At 42.2% G+C, this 13,093-nt stretch carries 14 protein-coding genes; 3 read left to right on the plus strand and 11 right to left on the minus strand.

Annotation, left to right across the window (positions count from 1 at the left end):
* Window positions 1-55 precede the first annotated feature (55 nt).
* The 5 genes from ABIE26_RS07680 to ABIE26_RS07700 all read right to left on the minus strand — a co-directional run bounded on the left by ABIE26_RS07680 (window position 56) and on the right by ABIE26_RS07700 (window position 4,988).
* Window positions 56-2,734: a TonB-dependent receptor gene (locus ABIE26_RS07680; protein WP_310138274.1), complete on the minus strand. Its 2,679-nt coding sequence runs from the start codon at window positions 2,732-2,734 to the stop codon at window positions 56-58.
* Window positions 2,724-3,518 carry a GLPGLI family protein gene (locus ABIE26_RS07685; RefSeq protein WP_310138272.1) on the minus strand — a complete coding sequence of 265 codons (795 nt, stop codon included), beginning with the start codon at window positions 3,516-3,518 and terminating at the stop codon, window positions 2,724-2,726. The genes ABIE26_RS07680 and ABIE26_RS07685 overlap by 11 nt, the downstream gene beginning before the upstream one ends.
* Window positions 3,519-3,579: 61 nt before the next feature.
* Complete coding sequence (locus tag ABIE26_RS07690; RefSeq protein WP_310138270.1) at window positions 3,580-3,924, minus strand: hypothetical protein; 345 nt, start codon at window positions 3,922-3,924, stop codon at window positions 3,580-3,582.
* Window positions 3,925-4,052: 128 nt separating this feature from the next.
* Window positions 4,053-4,715 carry a TetR/AcrR family transcriptional regulator gene (locus tag ABIE26_RS07695; protein ID WP_310138268.1) on the minus strand — a complete coding sequence of 221 codons (663 nt, stop codon included), beginning with the start codon at window positions 4,713-4,715 and terminating at the stop codon, window positions 4,053-4,055.
* A 111-nt stretch (window positions 4,716-4,826) separates the two neighbouring features.
* Window positions 4,827-4,988, minus strand: coding sequence for a bacteriocin (locus ABIE26_RS07700; RefSeq protein ID WP_310138265.1), 162 nt, complete (start codon window positions 4,986-4,988; stop codon window positions 4,827-4,829).
* Window positions 4,989-5,154: 166 nt separating this feature from the next.
* Here ABIE26_RS07700 and ABIE26_RS07705 point away from each other — a divergent pair, with 166 nt between their 5' ends.
* Both ABIE26_RS07705 and ABIE26_RS07710 read left to right on the plus strand, forming a co-directional pair.
* Window positions 5,155-5,703: a hypothetical protein gene (locus tag ABIE26_RS07705; protein ID WP_310138263.1), complete on the plus strand. Its 549-nt coding sequence runs from the start codon at window positions 5,155-5,157 to the stop codon at window positions 5,701-5,703.
* Window positions 5,704-7,004: 1,301 nt separating this feature from the next.
* On the plus strand, window positions 7,005-7,178 hold the full coding sequence (locus tag ABIE26_RS07710) for a hypothetical protein (protein WP_310138262.1): 174 nt from the start codon (window positions 7,005-7,007) through the stop codon (window positions 7,176-7,178).
* Between the two features lie 133 nt (window positions 7,179-7,311).
* Here the strand turns inward: ABIE26_RS07710 and ABIE26_RS07715 are convergent, their stop codons facing one another.
* The 4 genes from ABIE26_RS07715 to ABIE26_RS07730 all read right to left on the minus strand — a co-directional run bounded on the left by ABIE26_RS07715 (window position 7,312) and on the right by ABIE26_RS07730 (window position 9,421).
* Window positions 7,312-7,503: a hypothetical protein gene (locus ABIE26_RS07715; RefSeq protein ID WP_310138260.1), complete on the minus strand. Its 192-nt coding sequence runs from the start codon at window positions 7,501-7,503 to the stop codon at window positions 7,312-7,314.
* An 89-nt stretch (window positions 7,504-7,592) separates the two neighbouring features.
* Entirely contained in the window at window positions 7,593-8,072 is a 480-nt protein-coding gene (locus ABIE26_RS07720; RefSeq protein ID WP_354375536.1) for a TlpA family protein disulfide reductase, read from the minus strand.
* A 54-nt stretch (window positions 8,073-8,126) separates the two neighbouring features.
* Window positions 8,127-8,882 carry a sulfite exporter TauE/SafE family protein gene (locus ABIE26_RS07725; RefSeq protein WP_310138258.1) on the minus strand — a complete coding sequence of 252 codons (756 nt, stop codon included), beginning with the start codon at window positions 8,880-8,882 and terminating at the stop codon, window positions 8,127-8,129.
* 164 nt (window positions 8,883-9,046) lie between these two features.
* Entirely contained in the window at window positions 9,047-9,421 is a 375-nt protein-coding gene (locus ABIE26_RS07730) for a nuclear transport factor 2 family protein (RefSeq protein WP_310138256.1), read from the minus strand.
* A 187-nt stretch (window positions 9,422-9,608) separates the two neighbouring features.
* Here ABIE26_RS07730 and ABIE26_RS07735 point away from each other — a divergent pair, with 187 nt between their 5' ends.
* Window positions 9,609-9,983: a response regulator gene (locus ABIE26_RS07735; RefSeq protein ID WP_310138253.1), complete on the plus strand. Its 375-nt coding sequence runs from the start codon at window positions 9,609-9,611 to the stop codon at window positions 9,981-9,983.
* Here ABIE26_RS07735 and ABIE26_RS07740 read toward each other — a convergent pair.
* Together ABIE26_RS07740 and xth are read right to left on the minus strand one after the other, a co-directional pair.
* The gene (locus ABIE26_RS07740; protein ID WP_310138250.1) at window positions 9,958-12,099 is read right to left on the minus strand and encodes a PAS domain-containing sensor histidine kinase; all 2,142 of its coding nucleotides are present in this window, start codon (window positions 12,097-12,099) and stop codon (window positions 9,958-9,960) included. The genes ABIE26_RS07735 and ABIE26_RS07740 overlap by 26 nt on opposite strands.
* Window positions 12,100-12,149: 50 nt before the next feature.
* Window positions 12,150-12,938 carry an exodeoxyribonuclease III gene (xth, locus tag ABIE26_RS07745; protein WP_310138248.1) on the minus strand — a complete coding sequence of 263 codons (789 nt, stop codon included), beginning with the start codon at window positions 12,936-12,938 and terminating at the stop codon, window positions 12,150-12,152.
* Between the last annotated feature and the right edge of the window lie 155 nt (window positions 12,939-13,093).

The raw sequence follows: 13,093 nt of genomic DNA on the forward strand, positions 1-13,093 counted from the left end.
CCAGGCAGAATATCAAATAAAAAGGCCCGTTCAAATCATGAACAGCTTTTAAAAGCTAGAAACTATAATTAACTCCTAATGCAACATAACGGGGCAACAGGCGATATTCGGTTACAGCCTGATAGGTGTCGGTAATGACAGCGTTTTTAAATTGACGGTTATTGAAAAGGTTTTTTGCGGTGATCTCAAATCTGGTTTTGATGTTTTTTACGTCATATGACAGCGAAAAATCTGAAAAATAATACGTTTTTGAAACTACGCTAAAAAAGTCGCCGAAGCGATAAACCTCATTGTTCAAATTGGCCTGAATGCCCTGAGCAACATTAACAAACATATTTAGAAAGCCATAGGTATTTTTCAATCGGCTTTTCCGCTCGCTGCTCAAAGTGGTTGTCTGCATACGATAACCGGTATGTAAATTGAACCTGGATTTCCAGACACTCCTGAATGATAAGGTGTAGTCATTGGAACCGGAATGTATCTTTCGGTCGCCCACCCCTACTACATTGGCTTGATAATCGGATAAATCAGCCCCTGCATCCAATCTGAAATTTCCATTCAGCGGTTTTAAATAATAATTGAGCTGTGCCTTATAAAACGTTCTTCTTTTGTCTTTCAGCAGTACCTGCTCTGCGAGGTTAAAGTTTGGGTTAACAATGCTCTGGTTACTGATATAGTCAAACATCGTCTGATGTCCTACAGACAGATTGGCAAAAAAGCTATTCAGCATATTGCCATAGGTATAGGTCAATACCGCTCCGGAATTGCTCAATGTTGCCATGTCGTCTAATCCTTTAACGAATTGACGGATACCTGTGCTGTAATAATGCGGAATAATCTCCATCAGGTCAGCATTGGTTTGCTGCAACGAAAACTCCGCCTCCAGTTTTCCCTTGCGGTGTATCTCCCATTTTGTTGACAGCTTTGGGCTTAACAACCAGTTGTTCCGGTTTTTGGTAATTCCATAGGTTCGAAAACCGCTGTGTACAAACCCGGCATGGACTTGTGGTGTCCACTCCCATTTATTTCGTTTCATCGTATATTTGGAAATGACACGGGTGTTATTGGTAATAAGCCCCACATGATTTGAAAATCCTGAAGGACGGATCTGGGTTTCATCATCAGCTTGCAGTACAAAATCGATGATCATATCCTGATCCTTGTATTCATTAACCAGGGCAATCTCCATAAAGTCGCCGCTTTTTCGTTTCCGCACATAGTGTGAGGTGAAGCCAAGATATTGAAGGTTATTCTCTACATGTTGTGATACACCCGAAATACCGCCAACCTGAAACAAATCTTCGTAATAGTATCGATCAATACTATAATCCATTGGCGATCTCTGCATAATCCAGCGGGCAGAGCTCACAAGAGCTTCGCTTTCAGAAAGTTTATAAGTATAGCTGAGGTTATGGTTAGTCAGATAGCCATTGGTGCGGGTCAGTTCTTTAGTACTGCTTCCATTAAACAACAGGTTATGGGTATCCTGCTTTCTAAGTGACCCCAGGTTTCCACTGTAGCTTAGGGTAGACCGTTTACCAATATCATACTGCACTTCCCATCTTGAAAAGTAATTGTCAATGCGTTTATTCAGTTCATCAACCTCTGTATTGGTGAACTGAATATCTGCAATATGGTACTGTTGCACGCTGTTTTGATAGAAGTTTTTTTTTGTTGGATTGACAAAACCCAGCCACTTTATTTTGAGCCGGTTGGCAGGATTCAGGATGGTATTGAATGACAATAGCCTGTCGCGATTAAAATTCGTCCTTTTATAGTCAAAACCGGGCAAATCAGGTGTGTAGTCTATGAGCACAGGCGTAAACACGCCCAGTCCAATCTGTCCGGGTTCATCGGCCTGGGCTGGATACAGCAGATGGTTGATGCTGCTCACCGCATCCACGCCGTTGTTATTGGCTGTACCCAGGAGATAATATTTGTTCCTTTTTCCAAAGTTCATCAGGTTGATGCTGCCCTGGTAAAAAGTAGGTTCGGTGGGGGTCCCGGAAGCAGATACCGATCCGAGCCATTGGCTTTTGCTGTCTTCCTTCAACTGCAGGTTCAGCGCTACTTTATCTGAGTTTTCAATCCCTTTCAGATGCTTATTGTTGGAGTAATGCTGCAATACCTGTACTTTATCCAATGGTTTTACAGACATATTCTGCGTTAGCAGCCTGTAGCCCTTTTCAAAAAAGTCGTCACCTTCTATCATCACCTTCTCTACTTCCTTTTGCCCAACTTTTATGCTGCCGTCGGCACCAATATCCAGTCCCGGAATTTTCTTCAGCAGGTCTTCTACTGTGCGTTCATCGCCTTGCAGATAGGACTGTACATTCAGCTCAATGGTATCCCTGCCTAGCCTGTACGGACGTTTGGCATGGATGACAATTTCCTTTAAGCGCTCTACGCCGCCGGCTATAAGCTGTACGTCCACCTTCATATCCGCCTGCCCCAATTCAACTTCCCGCATCGCTGGTTCATAGCCCAGGGCCTTCAAATGCAAGGCCATTTTGCCGGTATACTCGGTACGTAAGCGATATTGTCCCTCGCTGTCGGTAAAAGTATAGGCAAGGAAAGCGGAGGTACTGTCGCGGCGAAGATCTACCCGAACACCACCGATGGGCCGGCCATCAGCAGTCACTTTCCCCCTCACTAACACCTGTGCATGGCAAGGCAGGAAACCCAGTCCCAAACAGAGTAGCACCAGCCCGTACCACCAGAAGCTATTTTTCACTCGGGCCCTTTTGTTCCCATTCATAGATTTGCTCCACTGTCCCCCTAACCTTTTTCCTTTCAACTGTTACCCCATTTATCGGTGGCATTTTACTTTCCATAATACGCATCTGCTCTTCCAGCTGTGCATCTTCTTTTTTGATATAATCCTCTAAGGTTAATTTGGGTAGGGAATAGATATATTTCTTGTCCAAAGGAACACTGCCCTCATACGGATAAGAGACTTCCTGGAGCATCCAGTAGTTCGGATTGGCGCCTTCATTGTACAGCATCACAATCAGCCCTGGCAGCCCGCCGAATTTGTAGGGGCCTGCAGGCACCGGAATATCATTGGTATAATAGGCAACAAGCCTGGTACCACGATAACTGGCTGTCGCTTTATGACAGACGAATTTACCCAGGGTATCTGTATCCTTGTAGTCGGTATTCCATACCAATCCGGGAAATTGATCGGTCACCAGATAATTGGTTTTCTTGACTGACCTGGTTTCCTGGAGTTCATTTTTATCGCTGCTCTGAATAACAACTTTTCTGTAATTAATGCCGGTATTGAGTACCAGTGAAAAACTAGAAGATACTTCCTCATCCGGCTTCTTCTCTTCTCCTTTACTGGCTTTCACCGAAATCGAATCCCGGATAGCGGTTTTTATGCCATTTTCATAATAAACATGCTCCCTAAAGGTGGCAACAGCTGAAGGTATATATTCATACACCACATGTAACTTTTGTGCCTGCACCTTCCACGAAGCACACAGCAACAAGCAAAATAGTAAATAGTGTTTCATGTTCTTAAAAACCAGCAAAGCGAACCAAAAGGCTCGCTTTGCTGCTGTTAGTTGTTGCTGTTTAGTTCAAGTAATTATTATAACTTTCCATCATGTGACTAAAGTACTGACCGCAATTGGTGAAAAACATATCACTAGCTCCGTAACTGGTATACGTGTGCACATTTGTACTCATAAGTATACCGCCCTCATTATATACTTTTACAGTCAATCTGCACAATACCTTTTTCCCTTTCTTGATTTCTTCAGCTTCTCCTACAATTTTCATGTTGGAATTGCCGGCCACAGCACTGTAAACCTTTGTTGTTTCAGCTACTTTGTTCGCTGTTGTTTTTTCACCCGTTTTGGCGAAGGAAGCCGATGACATAACAGCCACAGCTACCATACTCATTAATAGTTTTTTCATAATGTATTTTTTTTGTGTACGGCAAATATAAAAAATAATTCCCCTATCGGGGATATATTTTTATTTTAAACCAGAATGTTCAAAAATCATATAACTAATTCATTAACAGAAATATACCTTAGATACCTCTACGAATAAGTCCAGTCTATAATTTGCCTTAGGGTCTTCTTTATTTCGTCCCTATCCTCTGATTTTTGAAGATCCATTCCACAAATTGTACTGCCGTTCATATGGCTTATGAGTGTCATATAGTAGTTGGCACTGATTAAAATGCCCATAACCGCTCTGAGGTTTTTGTTTTTACGCTTAAAATAATCATCAACTGCTACGTTGAAAAATGATTCTGCCAATTTCTCACGGTCGTTATTGAGCTCTCTCAATGGTTTTAAATCTTCGCAAAGCGACCATGTAATTATGCTTCGCACTTCAGCATTGCTCATTAATGAGTCGAACTGTTTTTCGATTACTATATGCGCCGCCGCATGCGCCATGTCTCCCTCTGTGTTTTCTATTAAACTTTCTATCTCTTCCGAACTAGACTGCCAAAAGTCTTTGGTGTTCAGATACGCTTTTACCAGTCCTTCCAACCCCCCAAAGTATTCCCGAATTAGTTTCCGGTCCACTTTGGCTTTTGCTGCAACCTGTCTGTAATTTAAACCCGTAAAACCTTCTTTTATCAGGATTTTCCCTACTGCTCCTATTAACTTATTCTTGGTTCTCTCCTTATTTCTTAAGGGGCCATCTGTTGTTTTTCTGGTCATCGCATCATTTGTTGTCCATGCAATTTGCATTTTTTTTAAAGGATAATTAAAAAATATATTATCATATAAAAATGCTACCTGTTACTGGCTGGTAACAGGTAGCATTGGTTTGTTAATGGGAAGCATTAAAAATGATGCGCTTTAAAAACTCGCATCCCATTCAAAGTTCAATTGATCCAGTTCTTCCTTTAACTGGGCATCCAGCAGATAGCCTCTCAATTGTTCATCTGTAAATTTAGGAAATGGAGGGCATTGGGCTCCTCCTACAATTTGTGCCATTTCAGTTTTAGATAAGGTTTCCATAGATTTTTGCTTTTTTTTGATAAATAATGTACTTATACTAAGATAAGATAGAAATCCGAAAACAGAAATAGCAGATAAACATACCGGAAAACCAGTATTTTACACCCGAAAGCACGACCGGGTTGATTCTTTGATTACTTTTATCCCCACGAATAAAATGAAGAAAATGAAAAGATCAGTCGCATTCATGGCTTTGCTATCCTTCTCCACGATTTTGTTATCCTGTGGCGGAAAAAAAGATAACCCAAAACCTGAACCGCCCGCAACCGAGTCGAGCTGGAAACTGGGGAACTATACCTATGCCAGAGGCGCTTCTTCCCAGACTGTAACAAGTGACCTGGCGGGCATGACGGTTACTACTTCAGGTGACGGAGGTAATCATGGCGTTTATTCCGGCAGTGCGTTGACGCTCGTTTTTAAGGCCTCACTGGGAGCTGGAACATATGCGCTAACCACCAGCACCATTATGTCTGCCAATCCAACTGTACGTTATATGACACTTCTCTGTACTGTGGGTACGGCTGTAACCACGGGCGCTGTTAACTATTCAGCAACCGAGACCTCCGGGGGAACCGCTGAGGTAACAGTAGACTCCAACGGAAAATATCATGTAAATATCAACACGCCGGTAACACTGGTTAAAACACTGGTAACAGGTGGCGGAATTCCCGGAGCGCCGGCTACCTATACCCTAACGGTTAAAAACGCTTATTAATATGCCTTGTCTTAGGATTCCCATGTCATTTGCCTTTATTTACAACCAATCAGCTTATTTTGCAATTGTTCTTTTATGCCGGAGCTTTTTAAAAATTCCGGGTTTGAGCACGCGCCAAATGGAGTTCAGCATAGCTTCAAAGTGCTGCTGAATAAAGCAGATTTCTACCCGTCCCACAACCGGCATCTAAAATAGTTTTACAATTGTCGTAAGTGGCCTTAAAAAGAAATCCCGTAAATTAAATGAAGCACTTAATACAACGATAAAGAATTGCGCTGAAATGCTTCGGACAAAGAAGTAAATATGAGAAGAGAGCGGGGGCTGCGTATTTCAGTGAAACTGGTTCTTCCCTGTTTCGGGGCAAAGTGGCTACCGGATAGGTTGCCGATTATAAACTAAGCAAAAACAGGTATTGGCTAGTCAATAGCACTGATTCACTCATTCAGGAAAAAACAGTCGGATTTTAATCTCACATTGGCAGAGAGATTCCATTGTTCCAAGTAAATCCTAAAGAGATGAAAAATTTAACAAAAAACACTATAAGGACTTTAATACTCCTGATGATTACCGTAGCGGCCTGTAAAAAAAACAATCCTCAAAAAGAGGATGGAAAAAGTAAGTTTGACATCAATAATCCAATTGGATATTTATATACTTAAAGTCAGCAAATGACAATGGTACATGGGTAATACCAGCGTTAATGGGTTGCTGGAAATGATGATGCAGAGTTTATGGTGCTGGTAAACGGGAAATTAGAAGTAGGTTATTATCAGGACAAGCCTTACAGCGAATATTATGGTACTTTTAGCCGGTAAATTATTATTTACCTTTTTGGCATAGATTTGGCAATTCATCTGAAAGTCTTATATGAAAACGATTTATTTTACATTAGCCATTTCAAGTTTTTTGTTTTTTAGTTCTTGCTACACGACCAGAACAGCTGGCAATAGTGGTAAAGTGCCACCGGGGCAGGCGAAGAAAGGAACGGGTTCAAAATCCGCAAAGCCTTTTGCTCCCGGACAGCAAAAAAAGAACTAATTGCAGGTTATAAAAGTGGCAGTGGGTTGCCCCAACCTACTGCCACATCTTTATAAATTCGCGTATCAGGCCAGAAATGGCTTCAAAACAGTTTCCATAGTTTTAAATCTTCCAGAATAGAAATGCCCTTCGGCTCTCCCAGTCCAAATTGAACAAAAAGAATGAGCCGAAAAATCTTCTGGCGTGGTAAATTTAAATAGCTGAAAAAGCTGGCGGAACCCGAAAAGCCCAAAGAGTAGGGAATCATCCTAAATAACCAAAAAATGAAAAAAATTGAACTTAACCAGCTTGGCGTTCAGGAAATGAGCCAAACAGAAATGGCCAACACCCAGGGCGGTGGTCCATTAAACAATTTACTGGGCTTTCTCATCAATCCGGTAACGAATGTTGTTACCGGCCTGGTAAATACGGTTATCACGCTGGTAAAATCACTTTAATAGGGTTAGCTGAAGCGGGAGGCTGAGTAGACTCACTCCCTTCCGCTTAATTATACGGACAACAATTGTACAATGGTCACCAATTCCGCATTTGGCTTAATAGCCCCCTGTTTTTGCCGCAGAATACCCTCTATCACTTTCTTGACCCCGGCTCCCCCGAACGTCTGAAAGGGGCTAGTGCATCAGCTGGCGGAGTATCATCTTCAGTATCCGGCTTTTTATGTTTTTGATCGTTTTCTTCAGTCTCCTGAAAATCAGATAAACCTTGTTTCTTTCGTATTGCTTCCAATGCTTTAGACTGCTGGTCTCGAATTTGCTTTTCCATAGTCATAAAATTGAGTTGTATTTTGAAGAACAATCCTTACCACCAAAGGTTTTATAAACCTCTACCTTATATCTATTACCCGCTCCTATCTACCGTTTGAAAATTCTTTCCAGTTCAGCATTCAATCTTTCGCCCCTTAAATTGGATGTGATGATTTTCCCTTCCGGTGATATCAGGTAATTTGTAGGTAAGGATACCACATTATACTTCTTATAAACAACATCATCTGGATATAGGTTTGTATGAATAAATTCCCCGACATTATCGTCGGCTATGGTCTTTCGCCATTTCGCCTCATCCTGTGGTTTATCTATTGATACCTGAATGATAACAAACTTGTTGTCCTTAAATTTACTATAAGCGGCCTTTAAAAAGGGTGATTCTTCCCTGCAGGGTTTACACCAACTGGCCCAAAAATCCAGTAAAACATATTTACCCCTATAGTCTTTTAGCTGCCCTTTGGTTCCGTTAATTTGGCTGAATGAAAAATCGGGGGCAATTGTGTCGTTCTTCAGATAAACAGATTTTATTTCGTTTTTATTGAATTTGGTTCTGTTAAACCAGCTGATATATTCTTTTACCCGTTTTGATTCCGGAAAACGCTCACTCTCTTATTAAGCGATTTATTTATGGATAAAGGATGTTCCTTTCATAAATGAATTGACAATTAAAAAAATGCCGATTGCAATAAGCGCAAAATAAACATACCTAAAAAAGTCTTCCTTGATGGTATGGTTCAGATACCGCCCAAAAAATATTGCTGGAATAACAGCAGGCAAAGAAATCACAAAATACTTTACTACCTGGGCAGTAATCAATCCATTTGCTAAATATCCAACAGCACCTATAAAACTTGCTGGCAGGAAATAAGCCTGAAGCGTTGCCCTGAAATGCTTAGCACTCCAGTTCCTCATGTTCCCGTAAACCACGAGTGGCGGTCCATTTACGCCATAGGCCCCACCGAATACACCTGACAAAAAACCGCAAATGAAAAGCCATAGTTTGTTATCGGTCTTTAAATGCAATGTGTTTTTTTTAAAAATGGAATACAGCGCATAAATAATGATCAGCAGTCCTAAAGCGATCTTAACCCAGAACTCACTGCAATAAATCAAAATGACTAAACCAATTGGTATACCCAGAACAGCAAAAAAGATCAACCATTTGGCACTATTGAAATGTATCTGGCGATGATCCTGTACAACCACAACCAGTGCAACCAAAATTGAAATCAAAACCGAAAGCGGGACCGCGATATTCAGCGGTATAAACAAAATAAACAAGGGAACAGCAACCAAAGATTCACCAAAACCAAACGTTGAACGTACGAGCGTAGCTATAAAACTCACTACAAAAACATAAATATAAATAAACTCCATAAGTCTTTAATATAACGATTCAGGATGATAAAACCTAGTTTTAAAGACAAATCAGACCATTTTTTAAGACTAAATTAAATATTGAAATGTGCTAATAATATGTCGCGAGCTGTCTTTTTAGACCGACTATGATGACCGAGAGAACGTAACAATCATTATTCTGCTCAAATGGCTCTTCCGCTTCCGCCTACTACTTTAATCCCATCACCGAATTTTTTCCAAAATCGGATATAGCGAAAGTTAGCTTCAAACGGTCCCTCATTAAACTTTCCCTTCAATTTCATGGTCAATGTGATCACCGCCAGATCATCGATAATATTTAAGTTTTCTATTTCTGATAGCAGTTCGTCAACCTTTAATGCTCCACCGCGATAAGTATCCATATCCATCTCCTTGGTTATTGTTTCCCCGCTTGGAAGAATGAACAACAGGTCATCATGGAGCAGCTCATCAAGCAGGGTGATATTGCCATCTTTGATTGCCCTGTAAAGTTTGTTTTCCTGTTCCAGGATACTGCTTTCAGTTAGTTTATTATCCATGATTTTATCTGTTTATACCCCTATGGATCTCCATAGCTGGACAAATTTATATTACAAACTGCTTAAATTAAATGTTTATATGTAAAAAAAATCTCCTTGACCTCATTATCATTCAGCAAAACCAGATATTATCCATGCGAATTTAACATGTGACATTAAATCATTAGCTTTGTGAAAATTCCTTAAAGTGAGAAAGAAAGTGTTGATTATCGAGAATGACCAGGACATCAGGCATATCGTAGAATTTATCCTGGAAGATCATGGCTTCGAAACGCTTAGCATGGCAGAACCGCAGGAACTTTCGGCTATTATCCCGTTCGCTCCGGATGTGATCCTGTTAGATGAATTTATCAACAGTAAGCCTGGGCATCGCTTGTGCAGGAAAATCAAACAAGTTCCTAAACTGGCATCCATCCCGGTGATTATTTTGTCTACCGCGAACGACATTGAGTTGATTGCAGCGGAATGCCAGGCAAATGATCATATTGCCAAACCATTTAACATCGATGAGGTTGTCAGCAAAGTTGTGCGATTAGTTAATCACCAACATCTGGCTTCCTGATTTCTTCAAGCGGCAAACTAAAATAAAACTGCGCCCCCTTTCCAATTTCACTCTCTACCCAAATTTTGCCGTTGTGGTGATGAACAATCTCAGCGCTTAAATAAAGTCCGATCCCGAACCCGGAGGCCTGACTGATGGGATCACTTTCGACGCGATAATAGCGGTCAAATATGTGCGCACAATCTGCTTCACTAATACCCAATCCCCTATCGCTCACTCGAATATAGGTATACGAATCCTGTTTATAGCAATCTATGGTAACCTCGGAGCCTTTGGGAGAATATTTGATCGCATTGCCCAAAAGGTTACTAAGTACAGAATCTATTTTTTCCCGGTCTGCCATAACTACAGCATCTTCACATTCCCGGATGTTGATGATGTGGTTAATCCCGGTAAGATTGATTTCAGCAACTACTTCTTTGATCAGCTCACAGATGTTAAAGGCTTGCCTGTTGATCTGAATCTTACCGGACTCCAACCTTGAGATATTCAGAAAACCATTGATCATTGTGGTCATTTTTTTTACCTGGAGATTCGCACGGTCCAGTAACTGGGGCACCATAACATCTTCACTTTCAGCAAACTTCCGCTGCAGCATTTGTAAGATTGCGCTCATAGAAGTAAGCGGTGTTTTTATTTCATGACTAACCATAGCGATAAAGTCATTCTTGCGGAGCTCATTCTGTTTGCGTTCTGAGATATCCCGGGCTATCTTGGAGAAGCCCGTAATATTCCCGCGGCTATCCTGAATGGGCGATATCGTAAGAGAAACATCAATCAGCCTACCATCTTTGGTTTGCCTTTTGGTTTCAAAGTGCTCTACGCGGTCCCCTGCTTTTAAGCGCTCCAGGATCATTGGCTCCTCATCCTGGCGGTCAGCTGGTATAAGCTTATAGATGGTTTCACCTATCATCTCAGCTGAAGTATAACCAAACATCCGTTCAGCGGAATCATTCCAGCTGGTGATCACGCTTTCCAGTGTTTTGCTTATAATCGCATCATTTGATGTGGCTACAATCGCCGCAAGCCTGCCACTTTTTTCTTCTACCTGTTTGAGCTCAGTGATATCCAGTGCAGTACCTAAAAAACGGGAAGCTTTTCCAGCCTGAAACTGAACCGTGCCCTGCGCCTTTACCCAACGGACCTCCTTATTGTCAAAACGCATGATCCGGTGTGTAATTTCATACCGGCCCGAAGACTCAGACTGAAGGCTGGAATTTATTCTGGAAGCTACAAATTCACGGTCTTCGGGAAATATGTGACGCGTATAGGTTTCAAAATCCATCGGCTGATCGTTATCAAGGCCGAATATCATCCGGCATTCTTTGGACCACTGAAGTTCACCCGTGGCCGGAATATAATCCCAGGTACCCAAACCCGTTGACTCTACAGCCATACGGAAGCGTGATTCTTCGGCTGTCAGCTCCCTATTGATGTGTTCCAGATGCTGCTGGGTTGCGATTAGTTCCTCGTTTGTGGCCTCCATCTCCTCATTAATAGCCGCCTGCTCCTCTACGGCCTGGCGAAGTTCATCCGTGCGTTTGGCTACACGACCCTCCAGCTGCCCGTTCAACAGGTTTAGCTGATGCTGGGTCTCCCGCAACTCTACATTGGTGGCAAGAAGTTCAGCATTAAGCGCTCTTACCTGTTCGGTCGTTTCCAGATTTTCCAGGTGACTTTGATGTAGCGCGCGTTCGGCCAGTATTTTATCTGTCACATTGGTAGCCAACTGGATGATATAAGAAATATTGCCCTCACTGTCCAGCACAGGTGAATGGCAGGGGTCCCAGTACCGCCGGATAAATTTGCCCGGGTTTTCGGTATCGGGGACATCATACCGCTGTATAGGCATTTGATCTGGCTTTTTAGTGCGAAGTACTGCCTGAAGTGATGCATTGATATTCTGAACACCATCTGCATCCGGCAGATCCGGGTTATCCGGAAAAGCCTCAAAAATATGTTTGCCTATAATTGCATCCCGGGTCGTTTTTGTGGCCTGCAGGTACAAATCGCTTGCTGTCAGGATATATAGATCAGGAGAAAGAATCAAATACATATTAGGCGCCGTTTCAAGCGCCGAAAGCGTATCTCTGGAGGGTCGTTTGGTTTCAGCCATATGTTGCCATATTTACTATTTCATCTTGGAAGGCAATTCTTATGCCGAATCTACTGCGCCTGATCAGCATCGGCCAGTTCAATCCAGACCGGAGCATGATCACTGGATTTCTCCCATCCCCTCACATGTTTATCCACTCCCCCCGAACTAAGCCTTCCTCCAAGTAGCGGATTCAGCAAAAAATGATCTAAACGCAATCCAGCATCTCTGCCATAAGCATTGCGAAAATAATCCCAGAATGTATAAATCCGCTCGTCAGGATATAATTTTCTAATCGCATCGGTCCAGCCCTGGGAAACCAGGTCCGCATAAGCTGCCCTGATCTCTTTCCGGAACAACGCGTTGTTCACATACTTTTCTGGTTTATAGGTATCCAGTTCAGTGGGCATTACATTATAATCACCAACCAGCATTACCGGCAGACCTGTATTCATCAACGTATTCGCATGTGCAGTAAGGCGTGAAAACCAGCGCAGCTTATACGCAAACTTTGGCCCGGGGTAAGGATTTCCATTCGGAAGATACAAACAAGCAATCACCATCCCGAAAGTAAAACCTTCGATATACCGGCTGTGGGTAAATGACTCATCTTCACCCGGCAGGTCATCTCTGAGTTCCCTGATCGCATCCTTTGAAAGAATAGCCACCCCATTCCAGCTTTTCTCCCCTTTCCAGATGGCCTGATAACCCGCTTTAAGCAGGGCATGTTCAGGAAACCGGGCAGACTCCGCTTTAAGTTCCTGCAAACATACCACATCCGGTTCCGCCTCTGCCAGCCAGCGTAGCAGAACAGGCAACCGCCCATTGATACCATTAATGTTATAGGTAGCGATTTTCATAAGCTTTTGGACAACCCTTTAATAAATGTTATATAATACATGCTGAAATACAGATTGTTTCACACCAAGTAAAAAAAATCTGAGCCGAGTTACAGTGCGCCTGATAGCTGAAGCAATCCACTTACAATCCCGGGAACTGATTACTGATAAACCCT

Source organism: Pedobacter africanus (assembly GCF_040548825.1).
Lineage (GTDB): Bacteria > Bacteroidota > Bacteroidia > Sphingobacteriales > Sphingobacteriaceae > Pedobacter > Pedobacter africanus_A.